Source organism: Streptomyces sparsus (assembly GCF_054776295.1).
Genome location: NZ_BAAHCA010000026.1, coordinates 1 through 18,138 on the forward strand (window position 1 = coordinate 1; position 18,138 = coordinate 18,138).

Genomic DNA, 18,138 nt, shown 5'->3' on the forward strand with positions numbered 1-18,138 from the left:
CGCGGGTGCGCCGGGCGGCACGGGACACTCGGACGGCTTGCTCAGATCTGCGTCACCGGCAGGTCGCCCTCGGGGTGCCGGCGCCGCAGCACCTTCTTGTCGAACTTGCCGACGGAGGTCTTCGGCACCTCCTCGATGACCGTCCAGCGTTCCGGCAGCTGCCAGGCGGCGACGTACTGCCCGAGGAACTCCCGAAGCGCGGCGAAGTCGGCCGTCGCCCCTTCCTTCAGGACGACGGTGGCCAGGGGCCGCTCGCCCCACTTCTCGTCCGGCACCGCGACCACCGCGGCCTCGACCACGTCGGGGTGGGCCATCAGGTGCCCTTCCAGCTCGACCGAGGAGATCCACTCGCCGCCGGACTTGATGACGTCCTTGGCCCGGTCGGTGAGTGTCAGGTACCCCTCGGGGGAGATCTTGCCGACGTCACCGGTGCGCAGCCAGCCGTCGGGGCTGAACTTGTCCTCCGGCCGCAGCGGTTCGGTGGAGCCGGCGCCGCCGTAGTAGGCGCCGGCGATCCACGGGCCGCGGACCTCCAGCTCACCGGTGGTCTCGCCGTCCCAGGGCGCGAAGGTACCGTCCGGCGCGGCGAGCCGTGCCTCGACGGACGCGGGGAACCGGCCCTGGCTGAGGCGGTACGGCCAGGCGGCCTCGCCGGTGACACCGGCGGGCGGGTTGCCGACCGTGCCCAGCGGCGACGTCTCCGTCATGCCCCAGGCGTGCACCAGGGTGATCTGGTGGCGCTCCTCGAAGTCGCGCATCAGGGCGGGCGGACAGGCCGACCCGCCGATGACGACCCGGTCCAGGGACGAGGTGTCGCGCGGGTTGGCGTCCAGTTCGGCCAGCAGGCCCTGCCAGATGGTGGGGACCGCGGCACCGAGGGTGGGACGCACCTTGGCGATCATGTCGGCGATCGGCGCGGGCTGGAGGAAGCGGTCCGTCATCAGCATGGACGTGCCGGCCATGTAGGCGGCGTGCGGCAGACCCCAGGCGTTCACGTGGAACATCGGCACCACCGGCATGGCGATGTCGTCTCCCGTCATGCCGAACGCCTCGGAGGAGTTGACCTGCATGGCGTGCAGGTAGATCGAGCGGTGGCTGAACAGCACGCCCTTGGGGTCCCCGGTGGTGCCGGAGGTGTAGCAGAGGGACGCGGCGGTGCGCTCGTCCAGCTCCGGCCAGTCGTAGGTGGCGGGACGGCCGGCGATCAGCTCCTCGTAGTCGTGGACCCGCACGCCCGCGTCGGCGAGCGCCGACCGGTCGCCGACGCCGGCCACCACCACGTGCTCGACGGAGGACAGCTTGGGGAGCAGGGGCACGAGCAGCGGCAGCAGCGTCGCGTTGACGAGCACGACCCGGTCCGCGGCGTGCTCGATGACCCAGGCGAGCTGGGCGGGTGGCAGCCTCAGGTTGAGGGTGTGCAGCACGGCGCCCATCGACGGGATGGCGAGGTACGCCTCGACGTGCTCGGCGTTGTTCCACATCAGTGTGCCGACGCGCTGGTCGCCGGTGACGCCCAGTTCGTCGCGCAGGGCGTTCGCCAGCTGGGCGGCACGGGCCCCGACCTCGGCGAAGGTCCGCCGGTGCGGCTCGTCCTCCCCGGTCCAGGTGATGACCTGTGCCGCGCCGTGCACCGTGGCGCCGTGGGTGAGGATGCGGCTGACGGTGAGCGGTACGTCCTGCATCGTGCTCAGCACCGGTGGCCTCCCGAGGTAAGGAATGCGGAAGCGTTACGCGTGCGCAACGCGTGGCTGACTCGGCAGCCTGCCACCGACCAGTCGGTATGTCACGGGCTTGGGCCGACCATTTCGGACGGCACCCGGCGTGTCACGGTTCGCACGGCTGGTCTCCCGCGCCCGGTCAGCCGGGGTTCGACCGCCCCGCGCCCCCGGTCCGCGCGCCGGCCCGCAGGGCGCGTGACGGGGGCGCGGGGATGGTGGTGGAGCGCGAGTGCCGCACGAAGGCGCATGACCGGTGCGTACGAGGGCGGGCGCACGGCCGGTGACGCGCCGGCGCCGCGTCGCAGGGTGCGTCGAGGGGTGCGTCGCGGGGTGCAACTGGCCCGGGTCGTCGGGACGTGGTCCGTCGAGGTGTGTTCCGTCGGGGCGTGTCCGTCAGGCTGCGACGCCCGTCGTGTCGGCCGCCAGCTGGGCGTCGGCGCGCAACTTGGCCAAGGCCCGGGAGACGGCACTCTTCACGGTGCCGACCGAGACGCCGAGCACCTCGGCTGTCTGGGCCTCGCTGAGGTCCTCGTAGTAGCGCAGCACGACCATGGCCCGCTGCCGGGCGGGAAGCTTGAGTATCGCCCGCCACATGGCGTCCCGTACGGCCTGCTGCTCGGCCGGGTCGGGGCCGGGCACCGGGTCCGGTTCCGGCAGTTCGTCGCAGGAGTACTCGTCGACCTTGCGCTTGCGCCACTGCGAGGTGCGGGTGTTCACCAGGGCCCGGCGCACGTAGCCGTCGAGTGCCCTGTGGTCCTCGATGCGCTCCCAGGCCAGGTAGGTCTTGGTGAGTGCCGTCTGGAGCAGGTCCTCGGCGTCGCACGGATTGGCGGTGAGGGAGCGCGCGGTGCGCAGCAGCACCGGACCGCGTGCCTGCACGTACGACGTGAACGTCAACGGCGTCACGAGCGGCGTCACGGTGGCGGTGGTCCCAGGCGTGGTCATGGCACTTACGCTAGGAGTGAGCGGGCCCCCAGCGGATCGGCCGGAGGTGCCGAGCGTTCTCCGCCTCAGGGTGTACGGCCGGGGCGCACCACACCTCCCCTGGGTGGAGACGCCACCCGCCGCGGGTCAGGGGCGCCCCCCATACGGCCGGGCCCGGCCACCAAACACCGCCGGGGGAACCGGGCACCGGACATGGCTGTGCGACCGCACCGGATGGCACGGCCGCACGGCCTGACCCTTCCCCTTGGCGCAAGCCCTCCCGAAGGCTTCGCCCTACGCGGTCACCACAGATCTCCGTGATTCCCGCCGAACACCACCGCGACCGACGGCACGGCGACCGCCGCGGCGTGGACCCGGGTGGTTCGGGTTGTTGCCATCACATTCCTCCAGGACTGGAACTCGTTTGTCACGCTGAGCAGTTGGCCGGACCGCTCGGACGGTGCGCACGTCGTTGCGAGTCCAAAGCTGCCCGGAAAAACCCCGGCGAACCACCCGAATCGCCTGGATTCCCTCGCACGAATGACGATGTGTCGATAAACGTCCTTCACCACTGAATCTGCCGGGTGGCCTCCGTGCGCCGGAGCGTCCGGCCTCCCGCCAGCCGGGACAGGGCAGAAGCGTTCCGGCTCACGCGGAGCGCGCCCCGGCGCGGACCACACCGACGGCTCACGCTCCCACCGGCCGCCCCGGACTCCTCCGGCCCGCCAGGCGAAGGCGTCAGGCAGACGTGTCAGGAGCGGACGGCTGGCAGAGGCGTCAGGCGAAGGCGTCAGGCGAAGGCGTCAGGCGTCAGGCGTCAGGAGGAGGCGTCGGCCGGGGTCCAGGCCGGGGACCGTCCGGACAGGCCGACGACCCGGCTCAGCAGCGACGCGCCGTCCGGCACCGGAACGACCGGGCCGAAGACGCCGGCCCGCTCTACGGGGTCGGTGGACTGGGCCAGGAAGTCGTACGACGCCTGGAGCGACGTCGGGTCGCCCTGGTACCGCTGCCCCGTGGAGACGGCCAGGTCCCAGCCGTGCACGACCAGTTCGTTGCCCGCCACCAGCCCGGCCACCTCCCCGCTCAACGCCACACCGCCCGCCTGGGTGTCCCCCTGCCAGGCGCCGGAGGACCGCCACACCTCGACGAGTTCGTCCAGCCGCTGCGGCAGCAGGGTCCGCCAGCGCGGATCCAGTTCCGTGCCCGCGCTGCCCGGATCGGTGGCAGTGGTGGCCCCCAACTGCTTCCGGCCGGCGTCACGGAAGGCCTCGGCCAGACCCATCAGGTGCGCCAGCAGGTCGCTCACCGTGTAGTCGGGGCAGGGCGTCGGGTCCTTCAGCCGGTCGTCGGTCACTCCGGCGAGCAACGCGGTGACCTGCCGGGCCGGCGGCCGCAGGTCCAGAAGTACGGGCATGATGGCTCCTCCACACCGGGCCCCGCGCTCGGGCGCGGGCCCCATTCGGGCGCTTACTCCTGTGCAGACCCCTCGCGCCACCGAAACTCATCGCCCGCCTCTCGCCCACGAGACCCGGGGAGGGTCGGCCGACGCCACCACGTCCGGCTCCGGCACGGCCGCTCTCGGCTCCGACACTGCCGACCGCAGGTTGGCCGTACAGGCTGGTCGACAGTGGAATACCGGCGCGACAGCCTGAGACAGGCCGCACGCAGAAGGGGTTCTCCTCGACCGAGGAGAACCCCTTCTGACCTGCGCATACGCTGCGCTCTGCGGAGGCGGTGGGATTTGAACCCACGGTGAGGGGTTACCTCACGACGGTTTTCAAGATCTTTCGGTGATCAGCCCAGGGGCCCGCTCCGCCGCAGGTCAAACGGGTGCGAGCACTCTGGCGGAGCCGTCGTCATCGTCGTCGTGCCCGCTGCGTGCCCCAGAGGCGTGATCGTGCCCGCTTAGCCAGGAGTCGGCCGCGTTGGCCACCTGGTCATCACGACCGGCGACGGGACGGGCGTAGTGCCGGGTGGTGACGCTCGCGTTCGAGTGGCCCAACCGGTGCGCGGCAGTCATAACGCCGTACCGGTCGGCGACCCACGTTCCATGCGAGGCGCGGAGATCGTGCGGGGTCACGTCGGTCAGGCCGGCCGCCGTCACCGCGGGGTCGAAGTACGCCTTGCGCCACTGGTTGTAGCGCAGCGGCTTACCACCTGGCGTGGTGAACAAGAGGGCGTCATCCCCATCAGGCAGAGTCTCCACATGCCGACCGAGCCGCTTCGCGAGCGACGGGCCCACTCGGAGAAACCGCTTCTGGTGTGACTTGGGAGTGTCGAAGACCAAGGCGCCATTGGCTTCGGCCAAGTTCTCGTCGACGAGGACGAGGCCGCCGGAGACATCGATGTCCGAGCGACGGAGGGCGAACGCCTCACCTACCCTCAGACCCGCGTACGCGAGCAGGGCAATCAGCAGGTCGTGCGGCTTGGCTGCGCTCCGAACGATCCGCGAGGCTTCGAGCGGAGTGAGGATATGCGGCTCGGTCTGCGGCATCCGAGGCAACTTCACGCCCCGGCAAGGCGTCTGCGGGATCATGTCGTTGTCGACGGCCGACCGCATGATCTGCGACAGCACCCTGTACGCCTGTCTGATCCGCGACGCGCTGAGCCCCCTAGTCTTCATCCCGCCGACCCACTCGGCAATGGTGATCGGTCGGAGGCCGGACAGCTCACGATCACCAAGCACCGGATCGATCAGCGAGTTGATGAGAGACCGGTAGGACGCCTGCGTTTTGTGCTTGAGCTGCGGTGACACGGCGGCGAGCCAGCGCGCAGACCAGTCGGATACAGTCGTCTGCCCCTCGGCCGGGTCAAGCCAGCGCCCCTCTTCGATCTCGATGCGCTTCCGCATAAGCCAGCGATCGGCATCCGTCGAGGTGGCGAATGTTCGGTCCGCTGGACGCAGCACGCCATCAGGCCCCGGGTACCGGGCTTGGAACCGGCCAGAGGGCAGCTTGCGGACGCGGCCGAAGTTCCGCCGGGACTTGCGCTTGCCAGCCATCAAGCAGCCCTCCTGAGGCCGGTGGGGCGCAGGGGCATCGGTTCCACGGTGTTGGCACTCACGAAGTCCTCTACGACGCTCTCGCGGATGCGGACGTGGCGGCCCACCTTCACAAAGGTGATGCGGCGTTCCTCGATCAAGCGGCGCGGGAAGCGGACGCCCGTGCCGAGTCGTTCGGCGACCTGTTGCACAGTGAGAAGTCGGTCCATGGTCACCACTCCCCGTTGGTGTGTTCGTCTGTGAGTGCTTCGCGTGCGGTGTCGCGGTTGAGTTGGAGGTCGTGCGCGATGGTGGCGGCGAGGGCGGATTCGCCGGGGCTGTGTCCGTGGCCGGCGTACTGCCAGTCGGCGAGGACGAGCACGGTGTCCGGCTCGATGTCCTCGAGGCCGAGTTCGTGGGCTTGCTGTGCGGCGCGGTAGTCGGCGCGGGTCTGGCGGAGAGCGCCGAGGGTGGTGGAGTAGCGGCGGGATTTGGTGGAGAAGTGGCCGCGGAAGCCGAGCATGTGGGCCCAGGCCCAGAGCTTGCGGTCGGGGTAGAGGCTGTCGAGGTCGCGGCAGGCGCGGATGAGGCGGCGGGTGTGGTCGGGCACCTGGTGGCGGTCGAGTTCGCCCATCTCGCCGATGCGCCGGTCGAGGGTGCCGGTGTTCTCGGCTGCTTTGGTTGCGTACTTCGCCACGTAGGAGGCGACGGCCTGTTCGGTGAGGTCCTCACCTGCGCCGAGGGCTTTGATGGGGCGGATGTCGAGTTGGGTGCCCCAGCGCAGTTCGCGCAGTGGTTGGTCGGTGGCGGCCGGGACGGTGACGGTGGTGTAGCGGTGGTGGGTGGCGGCCCGGATCGCATCCTCCAGCAGCCTCACGCGGGCCCAGGAGGGGGGCGGGCTGTCGGGGCCGTCGGGTCCGTCGAGGCGGATTACGGCGTGGAAGTGGATGGCGCCGCGTCGCTGGAACTCGGCGACCTTGCCGTAGGAGAGGCGGCAGGCTTCCTTCAACTCGGCTTGGGTGAGTCCGGCGCGGTGGGCGATCTCGCGGCGGAGGCGGTTGGTGAAGCGCTGCCAGAGCTGCCCGGCGTGGTTGTTGAACAGCACCGCGCCCGTGTAGTCGTAGCCGTCCGGGTCGAGCGGTGTGCCGAGGTCCGGGTCGTCGTCTGTGTGCTGGAGGCCGCAGCGGCAGCGGCCGGCTTCGGGCTGGTTGTGGACGGGGCCGAAGGAGGGGGCGGTGAGGGTGGCGAAGACGCGGGGGTGGTCGCGGACGGTGGCGGGCACGTCCTTGGTGGTGTCTCCGGCCAGGCCTGCGCGGATGAGGTGGTAGGTGTCGGCGGCGTAGGTGCGTGCGCAGGCGGGGCAGCGGGAGGCACGCCGGTTGCCGCACGCCACCCGCAGCCGTCCACCAGGCTCGCCCTCGGTGGAGTAGTGGTGGAGGGTTTCGCCGGTGGTGCGGTCTTTGGTGAGGGTCCAGCCGGTGAGGTGGATGGGGTTGGCGCAGCCGCCGGTGCGGCGGACTTGGTCGGTCCAGCGGTGGAAGTCCGGTTGCCCGGCCACCCGCAGCATGTCGCCGAGGGTGACCGGGTCCAGGACCGCCGGGGAGGCGGTGTGGCTCATGCGCGGCTCCCCACCGCAGCACGAACACCGACGGGGACGGTGCCGGTGCCCTGGCAGGTCGGGCAGGTGACGGGGATGGTCTCGCGGGTGTGGTTGAGGTGGCGGGTGCCGGTGGTGATGTGGACGGTGGGGAAGCCGTCGCAGTGCGGGCAGTGCCGCCGCCGGGCGGTGGGCTGGGTCATGATGGGTATCCCTTCGGTCTTCGGGTCGGATGGGGGCTGGAGCCTTCGGGGCGGCGGATGCTTGGCGGTATCAGGGCCGCCCCGAGGGCCGGTCAGAACAGGCGGTCTGCCTTTGCCTCAGCGAGGCTCTGGCGGAAGGCCTCACGCGCGGCGTGCAGCTCGGCGGGAGTGGGGAGGTAGCGCCAGTTACGCGGGGACTGGGGGTCGTCGGCAGGGTCGTACTCGGGGCCGAAGACGGTCGGGTCGGCGGGCTTGTCCATGGCGTGTCCTTTCAGCGGGTGTGGCGTCGGGGGTTGAGCAGGGAGCGCAGGACGACCGCGCACACGGCCACGGAGGTGGCGGTGAGGGCGACGGCCAGGAGCAGCGAGACCAGCACGGTGCCGACGACCAGGACCACGGCCGTCCCGGCAGCGACCGTGCCGACCACAGCCCCAGGCGTGACCCGCAGACCGGCCCGAAGCGGAGCGGCCGGGACGGTCGGGGCGGGTGCCGGGGTGTGCTGGCAGGAGCAGGCCACCGGGCCCGGCGGCGGGGCCGGGGCGGTGGTGCTGGGGATGATGGCGGTCGGGGTGAGGAACGGCACCGGGGCGCCGGTCGGGGTCGGGTTGCGGGGGTACTTCGGATTCAGCACGGCGGGTGTCCCTTCGGTCAGTCGGTGACGGTGGTGAGGCCGCCGGTGATGGCGGGGGCAATGAAGGTGTCGGCGAGGAGGAAGCCGCCCAGGAGGAGCACGACCAGCAGCCAGGTCGGGGGGCGGTAGAGGCGGATACCGAAGTAGCCCAGGAGGGCGACGAGGACGAGGGCGGGAAGCTCGATGGTCACGGCGATTCCGTTCGGGTCAGTGGGTGCGGCAGCGGTGGGTGCGGGCGGCGAGCTGGGCGGCGGAGCGGTTGCCGTAGTCGGCGGACCAGCCGCAGCGGTCGTTGGTGCACACGGCGGCGTGGCGGGTGCGTCCGGTGCGCGGTTCACGGTGGGTCCCGATCTGCACGGGTCCGATGCGCTGGACCGAGTGGAAGAAGTCACGAGCGGGCATGCCAGGTCTCCTCGGGTTAGGTGAGTTGGGCGGTGATGGCGTCCGCCAGCGGTGCGGGGACGCCGAGGCGGGCGCGCAGGGTGTCGGGGTCGATCGGCTTGCCGGTGGCGGCGTGGTGGGCGTCGGCGAGCTTGCGGGCGTGCTCGACCAAGGCCGGGGACACCGCAGGCGCCGGCACACCACCAGCAGGCGTCGGAACGGGTGCGGGCAGCTCGGGCGCAGGAGCGGGCTCGGGCGGCGCGACCGGTTCAGGCTCGGCCTGGGGTTCGCGTTCGACGACCGTGGCCGGGGTCTCCGGCTCAGGGGCCGGGGTCTCGGTCGGGGTGGGGTCGGGGGTGGTGTGGGCGAGGAGGGTGCCGCCGAAGAAGGCGAGTGCGGGCCATCCGGCGACGAGGATGCGCAGCCAGGCCGGGACGTCGCCCAGGTCGAGGAGTCCGGCGGTGGCGACGTTGGCGCCGAGGGAGGCGGTGAGGGCGATGACAAACCAGCACCAGGCCGACAGCGCCGAGGTGCCCGCGGCTTGCAGGGTGCGGATGCGGTGCCAGGCAGCGACCAGCAGCAGGTCCACCGAGACCGGGTAGGCCCAGGCTTTCCAGCCGGTCTGCCCGGCAGCGGCAGCCAGGTCGTGAAGGTGGGCGAAGGACAGCGCCCCGGCGATCACGGCCTGAACGAGCACGGCATCCACGCGCGGACGGGTCATGGTCGGGCCTCCTTTCACGGTCGTCACCAGCGGTCGGGAGTGGGGTCGATGCCCGAGCCCAGGCACCGGGCGCAGAGCACGTCCGTCTCGCCCACGTGGCGCTTGCGGCGGCCGACGCAGTAGCTCTCCGACACCCACCCGGAGCCCCGGCACGGGGTGCACTCCGGCTCAGCAGGCTTGGGCGTGGCCTTGGGCGTGGTCGGTTTGCGGGGTGTCGTCTTGCGCGGGGTGGGCTTGCGGGCGGTGGCCATGACGGCCTCCTTTCGGTTCGGATTTCGGCATGGCGGGGGTAGGGACTCGGCGCGGAGAGGGCCGCACCAGCCGCAGGGTGGGGATCGTTCAGCCAGTGGCGGGGCGGGGCTTGATCAGCGACACCGGGGCCGGAGCGGGACCCGGGAGGGCGGGCAGGTCCGGGCGCCACGCGGCCAGCTCAGGCAGGTCGGGCGTGAGGTCGGCGTGGGCGTTGCAAGTGTTGACCGCTTCGCGCAGCGTGGTGTGCGGGGTGCGCACCAGCACCCAGCCGCCGGAGAGGTCCCCGACCACGGCCGTGCCGGGCCGGTCGGTGGGAATCATCGTCGTAGCCAGCACGGCGTCTTCGGAGATGTCGGCGAACGCCATCTTCGCGGAGGCTTGATCGTTGACGCGGTGGGCCGTGCGGCCGGTGAGCTGGGCCCGCATCAACGTGATCCCATCCCCCAGGTCCGAGCCGAAGCGCTGCCCGCACACCTCCACGTACATGCCGGCCGCACGGCCGAGCTGGACCAGGCGCACCAGGGCGGTGATGATCCGGTCCCGGCGCTTGCGCTCTGCCGCGTTGGCGAACAGGGCCAGCTCTGCCACCTCATCGACCAGCAGCACCACCGGGACGGGACGCAGGTCCTCGGGCAGGCCCCAGATGTCGGCGGTGATGTCCTCATCCGCCGTGTCCGCACTGATCCGCTGCTCCCGCCGAATCGTCTGGTAGATCCCCTCCATCCGCGCGATCAGGACTTCCAGCACGCCCAGCGCATCGTCCGGAGTCGCGGCCAGAGCGGACAGGCGGCGGGCCAGGGGCGCCAGTTCCACGCCCTGCTTGCAGTCGATCCCCACCAGGGCGACGGGCTGCCGGGCCAGCTCAGCGACGAGACGCCGTTGGTAGACCGACTTGCCCGACTGCGTGGCGCCGATGTTCAACGCGTGCGGGACCTGGCGGTAGTCGCGGTAGTGCACGGTTCCGTCCGAGCGCAACGCCACCGGCACCCGCAACAGCCCGGAAGGGATGCGGGCGGGCATGTGGACGCGGCGCAGAACGTCGTAGCCAGTCATCCGCAGCTCCACCACCCCGGCCTTGACCTCCCGGCAGGTCACCCCCTGCATGCGGAAGGAGTGGCGCAGCCGGTCGGTGGAGGCCAGGTAGTCGAAGGAGTCCTGCCCCGGGCGCATCCGCAACCGCAGCACCAACCCCGTGCGGGTGACCGACAACCGCAGGATGCGCGGGATGCGCCGGTCAGGGACGGTGCCGCCGGTCAGCCGGGCGAACGCCAGCCGGACCCGGGACGGCTCGACGGTGAGGCCGCAGGCTTCCATGACCGAGGAGAACCGCAGCAGCACCCGAACCAGCGCCCCCACAGCGCCGAAGCCGAGCCAGTACCAGGCCGGGCGACGCCACCGCAGCAGCACCGCCACCCCGACCACCAGCGCGAGGAGTAACAGCGAGTCCATGGCTCAGACCGCCTGCGTGGAGGCCGCCGCGAGGGCGGTGACCGCCACGGCGCGGAAGCTGATCCCGTGCCGCTTCTGGCCGTTGAACTCGTTCTCCCACGGCCGAGCCACCAGACCCGTCAACGCCACCGGGGTACCGACCACGAGGTCACCGGAGACGCCGGACTCGGTGACGGTCACGTTCAGCACCTCAGCCTGCCCGTTCAGCACGAACAGCACATCCACCGTCTTCAACGACTCACCGGTCTCCCGGTCCACCGCCACCTCACCGGCCTTGCGGTTGACGAACTTCGGCTGCGGCGGCTGAGCCACCATCACCGTGGCCGCATTGGTGTCCACAGGAATCTGACGCATGATGAAACTTCCCTTCGTGGGAGGCCCCTGGGGAGTGTCGTGATCTTGGCGGAGAGCGCACTACCCGGGGGCGACCTTGGGTGTAGTGGAGCAGTAACGCCAAGCTACTCGCAGAGAAACTGCGAGTCAATAGAAAAACTGCGACTAGCAGTAGTTCTCTTCCTCTGCGATGCTGACAGTGACACAAAGGAGGACAGATGAACAATTTTGGGCTCTTTGTCCGCTTCACTCTCAAGGACGGTGCGGGCGAGGACTTCGACGCGCTGGTGCGTGAGACCACGGCCGCGATTCGTGAGCGCGAGCCGGGGACTCTCGTCTACGCCTGCCACCAAGTCGCAGGGGCGCCGGATCAGCGAGTGTTCTTCGAGCTGTACGAGAACCACGCGGCGTTCGAGGCACACGAACAGCAGCCCCACGTCCGGCACTTCCTTGAGCAGCGATCGAAGTACGTCGCAGCGACCGAGGTGGACCGCATGACCCCTTACGCGGGCAAGTACCCCACCGAGGTGCCGCAGTGAGTGACACCGGTCAGCGCATCAAGGAGCTGCGACGAAGCCGCGGGATGTCTCAAGCCGACCTGGCTGCCGCCATGAACCGCTCCGAAAGTTGGGTCTCCCAGGTAGAGCGCGGTGTACAGCCCGTGGAGCGGCTGTCTGTGCTCCAGGCTCTTGCCGATGCCCTTGGTGCGTCCGTGCGTGACGTGCGCCCCGACGCGGCGACGGAGACCGAGCAGGAGGAGCCCCAACCGGTCAGCAACGACCTGGACGCCCTACGCATTGCTTTGACCGGGCATCCAGCTCTAGGCACCCTGTTTGGTGCCGAGTCGTCCCGCCCCACGATGACTGCCGACGACTTCCGCCGCCAGGTCGATGAAGTGTGGGAGCTGGCCCATGCCTCCAGCTACGCCGCACTGAGCGAGCGCATCTCAACTCTCCTGCCCGCGCTCGAAGCCGCAGTGCGGACCACGCCGACTCAGGACCTTGCCGTGCTTCACGGGCTGAGGGCACGCGCCTACCAGGTCGCAGCAGCGAGCTTCGTACGGCAGGACGAGGCTGATGCCGCATGGGTGGCAGCGGACCGCGCACTCCAGGCCGCTGAACTCGCCGGTGAGCCCCTGGAGGTCGTGGCCAGTCTTTTCCGCATGGCCCACGCCTTCATCCGACAGCAGCACACTGACCAGGCCGAGCACGCAGCGACCGCCGCAGTGGACGTGCTGACGCCCCGTGCGGAAGCGGCAACCTGCCCGCCACAGGAGCTTTCCCTCCTTGGTGCGATGCACCTCGTGCTAGCCGTGATCAACGCACGTGAGGGCAAGCGGGCCGCAACTCACCAGCACATCAGCCAGGCCCGCTCGATCGCACAGCGACTCGGTGAGGACCGCAACGATTTCGACACCGAGTTCGGCCCCACGAACGTCGAGCTGCACGCAGTCAGCACCGCCGTTGACCTTGGAGACGCCGGCCTGGCGCTGGACATTGCCGAAGATGTGGACGCGTCCGGTCTCTCCGCCGAGCGGCAGTCACGTTTCCTGCTTGACGTGGCACGAGCCCATGCGCAGCGGCGACACGTCGGTGAGGCCGCAGCCGCCCTGTTGACGGCCGAGGAGCTTGCACCCGAGCAGATCCACTCGCACCACCTGTCACGCGGAGTTGTACGCGATCTGGTGCAGCTCTCAGGCGACCGAGTGCCGGAGCAACTTGCCGCACTTGCCGAGCGGTGTGCCGTCTCCTAAGGGCGAGGCGGTAAGAGTTTCCCTACTTCATCAAGGGCTCGCTTCGCTCGCTGGTGTGTCCGGCCTCCTGGAACTGCAAGCAGTCAGATGCAGAGATCAGAGGTGCCGCGCACAGCGCGGCGGCGCCGGTCGGCCGCCGCCGCGCGCCCCCTCCATGCCTCCGTCACCGGGGGCGCACGTCGTCGCCCGCCCGCGCCCACAAAGGGGGGGCGAAAGACCAGGCCGGGACAGGTCGAGAGCTGTCTTGAAGTGGGAGGGCGACGGCATCGCTGGGCGGTTTACGTGGCACGCGCACTGCCGACTGCCACCAGCGCCATGGTGACGAAGGACAAGCGGGCTACGGGAGGGGCGGAGTCCGCCGGGGGCAAGCAGCCCGACTGCACCGGCCGGCATGGGTCGACCGCCGTACCGCCACCGTCACGCATGCACCAGCGTGAGCGGACCATCCGCCCGGCCACGGCTCAGGGGGAGCGGGCTGCTGCCGCGATGTGGCCGGGGCCGCCGTGGGCGCTCCGCTAGGTGCACCGCCGTCGGGGTACAGAAGCTACGCTCCCGATACAGCAGCCAGGACAGACTCACTGAATGGACAGGTATGAGATCCTACAGCAGCACCACGGTGATCGTGAACCTAACCGAGCATCCCCAGAGCGAGCCAGAGACGTCGTGGATCATCGCGCTTGACTCTCTCGACATGTCGGTCGAGGACACGGCGAGTCAGCTTGAATCCCTGACGTGGCTGAGCGGGGAACAGTACCCCGTCATGAGCAGCCTGAACAGTCGGCATGGCGTCCACAACTGGGGGGCATCATCGTCGTTCGCCGAGTTCATCCTAAACGTATCTGCGGGCGGTCTAGGTGGGCTAGGCGCAGCAGCAGTTGACGCCGCCGTGAGAGACCTATTTGGGAAGTTCCGCGAGCGCTCCGCAGGCGATCAGTGGGGCAACGTAATATCCGAAGAAGACGCAGCCCGGGTGGCGTTGGCGCGGATCTCTACCCAGTACGGTGTGCCGTCTACCGAGCTGACCATTCACAAGGCGTTGACGGATGCTGCAAACTGTTCACACGAGTTTTCGTTCAAGCACGCGGACGGGCGAGCCTATGGAGCGGTCGTTGGAATCGTAGAGGACTCGCCCACTTGCATGAGGCTCTGGCGAGAGGTCGCCCCCGACTCAGCATGACGGACCCCCCTGGCTCACAAGCCATCACAGAGCTGCTTGTGGAGCTACTGATAGCACCGCCCCAGGGCGCCTCCGCGGGACCTGTAACCAATCGGCGGCACTGAGCAGTTGCGGCTCTTGGCAGTGCGATCATAGCCAAGTGACAGTAGCCAGCTTTATCATCAGCATCCTCGCTATGTGCGGCGTTGTCGGGAACCTGACCTGGCAGTTGGCACAGTACCTACTCAATGGGCCGCGCATCCAGGTTCGCATGGCAGTCGGCGCTCTCGGCCGAGGCGGTTCGACCACCGTACCGGTGGAGAACGTGAAGAGTCTGGATGAGACCTTCACCGCGTTGGAGGAACAGGGCTTCACGCAACCGATCCTCGCACTCCACGTCGTAAACCATGGTCGACTCGGCGTCGAACTACAGGACTTTGGTATCGATGTGCCGAAGGGTGTGCGCTTCAAGCCCGTTGGAGACGCCATCACCGAAACACCCATGCCGTATGTGTTGGAGCCCCACCGCGAAGGAATGTGGGCTATCCCTTTTAATCACGTCGTCTCCTTGGCTGCGACAAGCCAAGCCACCTGGCCGAACGAATCGCACCCGATCAGAGCATACGTACGCCGCGCGGGCGGCAAGATGGTCTACGCCAAGCACAAACTGCGATTGCGCCTGTAGGCCTCGATGCCAACACGATTGAAGCGACCAGAGCCCTACCCTAGTCTCTTCCCATATAGACAGCGATGTCGGTGCTCAGCCGTAGGATTCCGGCATGCGTACAGGAGCGATCACACGGGAGTCCGTGCTCAAGGCAGTTGCCGAACACGACGAGTTGGGGCGTGAAGCCTTCCTGACGAAGTACGGCTTCGGGGAAGCACAGTCGTACGTCTTGGTTCACGAGGGGAACAAGTACGACTCCAAGGCGATCGCTGGGGTGGCGCACAAGTGGGACCAGGGGCGGGCCCTAGGGCCGAAGGAGTTCAGCGGGGGCAAGGACCACGCCGCGGCATGGCTCAAGCGAGTGGGTTTCCAGGTCAAGGAGATCAACAACCCTGACTGGGCCCGGGACGAGATCATCCTTGCCTGCCACCTGGTGATGCAGAATGACTGGAAGGGGCTGGACGCCAAGGATGGCCGGGTGGTGGAGCTGTCTACCCTGCTCCAGTTGCTTCCCATCCACGCTGAAGCGGAGCGCAACGAGAAGTTCCGCAACCCCAACGGTGTCGCTCGCAAGACGTTCGACATCGCTACCCGGCACCCGGACTACCAGGGCAAGCCCACCAACGGCGGCGCTCTCGACGTCGCGGTGCTGCACGAGTTCCTTGCCCGGCCGCAGGAGATGACCGAGGCCGCACGACTCATCCGCCAGGGCATCGCAACGGGCGAACTTAGGTCCCTTGCCCCGACGCAGGACGAGGAGTTCGACGACGACTACAGCGCACCCGAAGGACGACTCCTGATGCGCCGGCACAGGGCACGCGAACGGAACAAGGCACTGCGCAAGAAGAAGGTCGCTTCCGTTCTTCGGCGCGGCGGACAGCTCGCCTGTGAGGCGTGCGGTTTCGACTTCGAGAAAGTCTACGGCGACCGCGGTGCCGGATACATCGAGTGCCACCACGTCGTCCCACTGCACGAAGCAGGAGAAGGCCGCACCAAGCTCAACGATCTCGCACTCATCTGCGCCAACTGCCACCGCATGATCCACCGGCGTGCCCCCTGGCCGACCCCCGCAGAACTGCGAGCATCCATCGCACAGCGTCAGGGAGTGAACGGGACCGTTGGACACCAGCGCAGTCCGGCCGACGAGCATGTTCCGTGCCCCACCCGTGCCCGATAGGGCGGGAAACAGGGGGGAACACCGGGCAGCCACGGCCCCTGGACACAAGAACGGCCCCCGACCATAAACCCAGGTCGGGGGCCGTTCACCTGCGGAGGCGGTGGGATTTGAACCCACGGTGACGGGTTACGCCACGACGGTTTTCAAGACCGTTCCCTTCGGCCGCTCGGGCACACCTCCCGGGCCGACACGCTGGGCGTCGGCACCGGGACAGGGTAGCCGTTACGGGCGACCTCGCGCTGCCCCGGTTCGTTGGGGCGCGGCGGGCGGGGCGTCCGGCTCGGGGCACGTCTCGGGGCGGAGGGCCTGTTCGAGGGTGGGGACCGGGCGCAGCACGCCCATGAGGCGGGCGGCGCGCAGCACACGCAGCGTCAGGGGCTGGGCGCAGACGATGCCGAGGGAGCCACCGTGCTCGAGTTGCCGGCGGTGGGCGCGGCACAGCAGCCGGAGGCCGGAGCAGTCGAAGAAGGTGACGTGGCTCAGGTCCACCACCACGTGGGCGCCGGGGGCCATGGTGGCCGCGTCGAACTCCGAGAGGCAGCGGTGGGATGCGGCGATGTCGATCTCCCCGTGCAGTTCGAGCACGGTGACGTCACCGACGCGGTGGACGCGCAGGGCGGAGCCGGGGCTGCGCGCGGGGGCGCCTCGGGGCGGGTCGGCGGCACTTCGTGCGGGCGGCATGCCCCGGCGGCGGGAGGCGGGCAGCGGCTGCGCTAATGCGGCAGTCCGGCGTTGGCGTGACAGTGACACTCCTTGAGGGTAGGCGTCCGCACGCCCTCCAGGCGAACGGAAAAACGGTTCATGTGGCGGTCTTTTCCCACGTTCGAGGTAATCGCCGGGCGTCCGCATTAACGCCGGCCGCCCCGGCATTGCGGAAGTGACGAGCAAAGAGCGGCACGGGCGCCGGCGGCGCGCGGGTGCGGGTCGGTGGACGTCCGGGCGGTTCCGCGTCCCTCACGGGTGCGCGGAACCGCCACTCGGGCCTGCCGGCGGATCACCGTTGCGGTGCTCCGGCGCGGCACCCGATGCCGTCAGCCGTCGCCTACGCGCTTGCCGAGGGTGACCTCCGTGGTCTGCTGCTTGCCGTCGCGCCGGTAGGTGAGCTCCACCGTCTCGCCCGGTTCGTGCGTCCAGATCTCACTGATCAGGGTGGGACCGCTGTCGATCCTGTTGCCGTCGAGCTTGGTGATGACGTCGCCCGGTTCAAGGCCGGCCTCGTCGGCCGGGCCGCCCGGTACGACCGCCGCACTGCCGTCGACCGCCTGGGGTGAGATGACGGCGCCGTCGCCCTGGCGCTTCATGTCCACCGTGGCGCCGATGATGGGGTACACCGGCTCGCCGGTCTCGATGAGCGTCTTGGCGACGCGTTCGGCCTGGTCGACGGGGATGGCGAAACCGAGGCCGATGCTGCCGGCCGTGCCGCCGAGCCCGCCGTCGCTCGCCGACTGGATGGCGGAGTTGACGCCGATCACGGCGCCGTCCGAGTTGAGCAGCGGACCGCCGGAGTTGCCGGGGTTGATGGAGGCGTCGGTCTGGAGGGCACTCATGTAGGAGGCCTTGGAGCCCTCACCGTCGCTGGAGGCGACCGGCCGGTTGAGCGCGCTGACGATGCCGGTGGTGACGGTCCCGGAGAGGCCGAAGGGCGCGCCGATCGCGATCGTCGAGTCGCCGACCGCCACCTCCTTGGACGATCCCAGCGGCAGCGGCGTCAACTCCGCGTCGCCGGCGTTCCTCAGTTTGAGGACGGCGATGTCGTACCCCTGGGCGCGGCCCACGACCTCGGCCCTGTACTTCTTGCCGTTGGAGAAGACGACCGTCAGCTCGCCGTTGCCCGCGGCGCCGGCGACGACGTGGTTGTTGGTGAGGATGTGGCCCTGCTTGTCGAAGACGAAGCCGGTGCCGGTGCCTCCGCCGGACTGTCCGCTGCCGCCGTTCGCCTGGATGGTCACGACGCTGGGCAGTGCCTTCTCGGCGATGCCGGCGACGGAGTCGGGGGCCCGGTCCACGGCTTCGGAGCTGTTGGGCGCGGAGACCGTCTCGGACGCCGAGGTGTTGCGCTCCGCCGCCCAGAAGCCGACACCGCCGCCGATGGCGCCCGCGATCAGGACCGCGGCGAGCAACCCGGCGAGCATGCCTCCGCGTTTGCGTCCGGGCCGCGGGGGCGGGGGCGGGGCGCCCCAGGGCTGCGCGTGGCCA

The 18,138-nt window shown here is 69.6% G+C and carries 22 protein-coding genes and 1 tRNA gene; 5 read left to right on the forward strand and 18 right to left on the reverse strand.

From position 1 onward, the window contains the following. Nucleotides 1–41: 41 nt before the first annotated feature. From ACYVE9_RS03715 to ACYVE9_RS03785, 15 genes are all read right to left on the reverse strand, one after another. On the reverse strand, nucleotides 42–1,694 hold the full coding sequence (locus tag ACYVE9_RS03715; RefSeq protein WP_461026235.1) for a long-chain fatty acid--CoA ligase: 1,653 nt from the start codon (nucleotides 1,692–1,694) through the stop codon (nucleotides 42–44). Between the two features lie 417 nt (nucleotides 1,695–2,111). After that, complete coding sequence (locus ACYVE9_RS03720) at nucleotides 2,112–2,663, reverse strand: SigE family RNA polymerase sigma factor (RefSeq protein ID WP_461026236.1); 552 nt, start codon at nucleotides 2,661–2,663, stop codon at nucleotides 2,112–2,114. A 796-nt stretch (nucleotides 2,664–3,459) separates the two neighbouring features. Next, nucleotides 3,460–4,056: a TIGR03086 family metal-binding protein gene (locus ACYVE9_RS03725; RefSeq protein WP_461026237.1), complete on the reverse strand. Its 597-nt coding sequence runs from the start codon at nucleotides 4,054–4,056 to the stop codon at nucleotides 3,460–3,462. A gap of 408 nt (nucleotides 4,057–4,464) precedes the next feature. Further along, nucleotides 4,465–5,643, reverse strand: a complete 1,179-nt coding sequence (locus ACYVE9_RS03730; protein WP_461026238.1) for a tyrosine-type recombinase/integrase — start codon at nucleotides 5,641–5,643, stop codon at nucleotides 4,465–4,467. After that, nucleotides 5,643–5,852 carry an excisionase family DNA-binding protein gene (locus ACYVE9_RS03735; RefSeq protein ID WP_461026239.1) on the reverse strand — a complete coding sequence of 70 codons (210 nt, stop codon included), beginning with the start codon at nucleotides 5,850–5,852 and terminating at the stop codon, nucleotides 5,643–5,645. The genes ACYVE9_RS03730 and ACYVE9_RS03735 overlap by 1 nt, the downstream gene beginning before the upstream one ends. 2 nt (nucleotides 5,853–5,854) lie before the next feature. After that, nucleotides 5,855–7,240 carry a replication initiator protein RepSA gene (gene repSA, locus ACYVE9_RS03740; protein WP_461026240.1) on the reverse strand — a complete coding sequence of 462 codons (1,386 nt, stop codon included), beginning with the start codon at nucleotides 7,238–7,240 and terminating at the stop codon, nucleotides 5,855–5,857. Next, a complete protein-coding gene (locus tag ACYVE9_RS03745; RefSeq protein WP_461026241.1) occupies nucleotides 7,237–7,422 on the reverse strand; it encodes a hypothetical protein in 186 nt (61 codons plus the stop codon). The genes repSA and ACYVE9_RS03745 overlap by 4 nt, the downstream gene beginning before the upstream one ends. A 92-nt stretch (nucleotides 7,423–7,514) precedes the next feature. Further along, the gene (locus ACYVE9_RS03750) at nucleotides 7,515–7,682 is read right to left on the reverse strand and encodes a hypothetical protein (protein ID WP_461026242.1); all 168 of its coding nucleotides are present in this window, start codon (nucleotides 7,680–7,682) and stop codon (nucleotides 7,515–7,517) included. 11 nt (nucleotides 7,683–7,693) lie between these two features. Continuing rightward, nucleotides 7,694–8,053: a SpdD-like protein gene (locus tag ACYVE9_RS03755; protein WP_461026243.1), complete on the reverse strand. Its 360-nt coding sequence runs from the start codon at nucleotides 8,051–8,053 to the stop codon at nucleotides 7,694–7,696. Nucleotides 8,054–8,070: 17 nt separating this feature from the next. Beyond that, the gene (locus tag ACYVE9_RS03760; protein ID WP_461026244.1) at nucleotides 8,071–8,244 is read right to left on the reverse strand and encodes a hypothetical protein; all 174 of its coding nucleotides are present in this window, start codon (nucleotides 8,242–8,244) and stop codon (nucleotides 8,071–8,073) included. A gap of 16 nt (nucleotides 8,245–8,260) precedes the next feature. Next, a complete protein-coding gene (locus tag ACYVE9_RS03765) occupies nucleotides 8,261–8,455 on the reverse strand; it encodes a mobile element transfer protein (protein WP_461026245.1) in 195 nt (64 codons plus the stop codon). A 16-nt stretch (nucleotides 8,456–8,471) separates the two neighbouring features. Further along, nucleotides 8,472–9,155 carry a DUF2637 domain-containing protein gene (locus tag ACYVE9_RS03770; protein ID WP_461026246.1) on the reverse strand — a complete coding sequence of 228 codons (684 nt, stop codon included), beginning with the start codon at nucleotides 9,153–9,155 and terminating at the stop codon, nucleotides 8,472–8,474. Between the two features lie 23 nt (nucleotides 9,156–9,178). Further along, a complete protein-coding gene (locus tag ACYVE9_RS03775; RefSeq protein ID WP_461026247.1) occupies nucleotides 9,179–9,406 on the reverse strand; it encodes a hypothetical protein in 228 nt (75 codons plus the stop codon). Nucleotides 9,407–9,494: 88 nt separating this feature from the next. Next, nucleotides 9,495–10,856 (reverse strand): FtsK/SpoIIIE domain-containing protein, encoded by a 1,362-nt coding sequence (locus ACYVE9_RS03780; protein WP_461026248.1) that lies wholly within the window; start codon nucleotides 10,854–10,856, stop codon nucleotides 9,495–9,497. 3 nt (nucleotides 10,857–10,859) lie between these two features. Next, the gene (locus tag ACYVE9_RS03785) at nucleotides 10,860–11,210 is read right to left on the reverse strand and encodes an SCO3933 family regulatory protein (protein ID WP_461026249.1); all 351 of its coding nucleotides are present in this window, start codon (nucleotides 11,208–11,210) and stop codon (nucleotides 10,860–10,862) included. Nucleotides 11,211–11,407: 197 nt separating this feature from the next. On the opposite strand from ACYVE9_RS03785, the gene ACYVE9_RS03790 reads away from it, so the two are divergent. The 5 genes from ACYVE9_RS03790 (at nucleotide 11,408) to ACYVE9_RS03810 (ending at nucleotide 15,942) form a co-directional block, all read left to right on the forward strand. Next, complete coding sequence (locus tag ACYVE9_RS03790) at nucleotides 11,408–11,728, forward strand: putative quinol monooxygenase (RefSeq protein WP_461026250.1); 321 nt, start codon at nucleotides 11,408–11,410, stop codon at nucleotides 11,726–11,728. Then, nucleotides 11,725–12,942: a helix-turn-helix domain-containing protein gene (locus ACYVE9_RS03795; protein WP_461026251.1), complete on the forward strand. Its 1,218-nt coding sequence runs from the start codon at nucleotides 11,725–11,727 to the stop codon at nucleotides 12,940–12,942. The genes ACYVE9_RS03790 and ACYVE9_RS03795 overlap by 4 nt, the downstream gene beginning before the upstream one ends. Nucleotides 12,943–13,534: 592 nt before the next feature. Continuing rightward, on the forward strand, nucleotides 13,535–14,119 hold the full coding sequence (locus ACYVE9_RS03800; RefSeq protein WP_461026252.1) for a hypothetical protein: 585 nt from the start codon (nucleotides 13,535–13,537) through the stop codon (nucleotides 14,117–14,119). A 139-nt stretch (nucleotides 14,120–14,258) separates the two neighbouring features. Continuing rightward, a complete protein-coding gene (locus tag ACYVE9_RS03805; RefSeq protein ID WP_461026253.1) occupies nucleotides 14,259–14,783 on the forward strand; it encodes a hypothetical protein in 525 nt (174 codons plus the stop codon). Between the two features lie 94 nt (nucleotides 14,784–14,877). Further along, complete coding sequence (locus ACYVE9_RS03810) at nucleotides 14,878–15,942, forward strand: HNH endonuclease (protein WP_461026254.1); 1,065 nt, start codon at nucleotides 14,878–14,880, stop codon at nucleotides 15,940–15,942. A 92-nt stretch (nucleotides 15,943–16,034) separates the two neighbouring features. Here the strand turns inward: ACYVE9_RS03810 and ACYVE9_RS03815 are convergent. The 3 genes from ACYVE9_RS03815 to ACYVE9_RS03825 all read right to left on the reverse strand — a co-directional run. Continuing rightward, nucleotides 16,035–16,122: transfer RNA gene (locus tag ACYVE9_RS03815), tRNA-Ser, on the reverse strand. Between the two features lie 42 nt (nucleotides 16,123–16,164). Next, on the reverse strand, nucleotides 16,165–16,623 hold the full coding sequence (locus ACYVE9_RS03820) for an STAS domain-containing protein (protein ID WP_461026255.1): 459 nt from the start codon (nucleotides 16,621–16,623) through the stop codon (nucleotides 16,165–16,167). A 350-nt stretch (nucleotides 16,624–16,973) separates the two neighbouring features. Beyond that, on the reverse strand, nucleotides 16,974–18,138 hold a 1,165-nt coding region (locus ACYVE9_RS03825), incomplete at its 5' end, for a S1C family serine protease (RefSeq protein ID WP_461026256.1).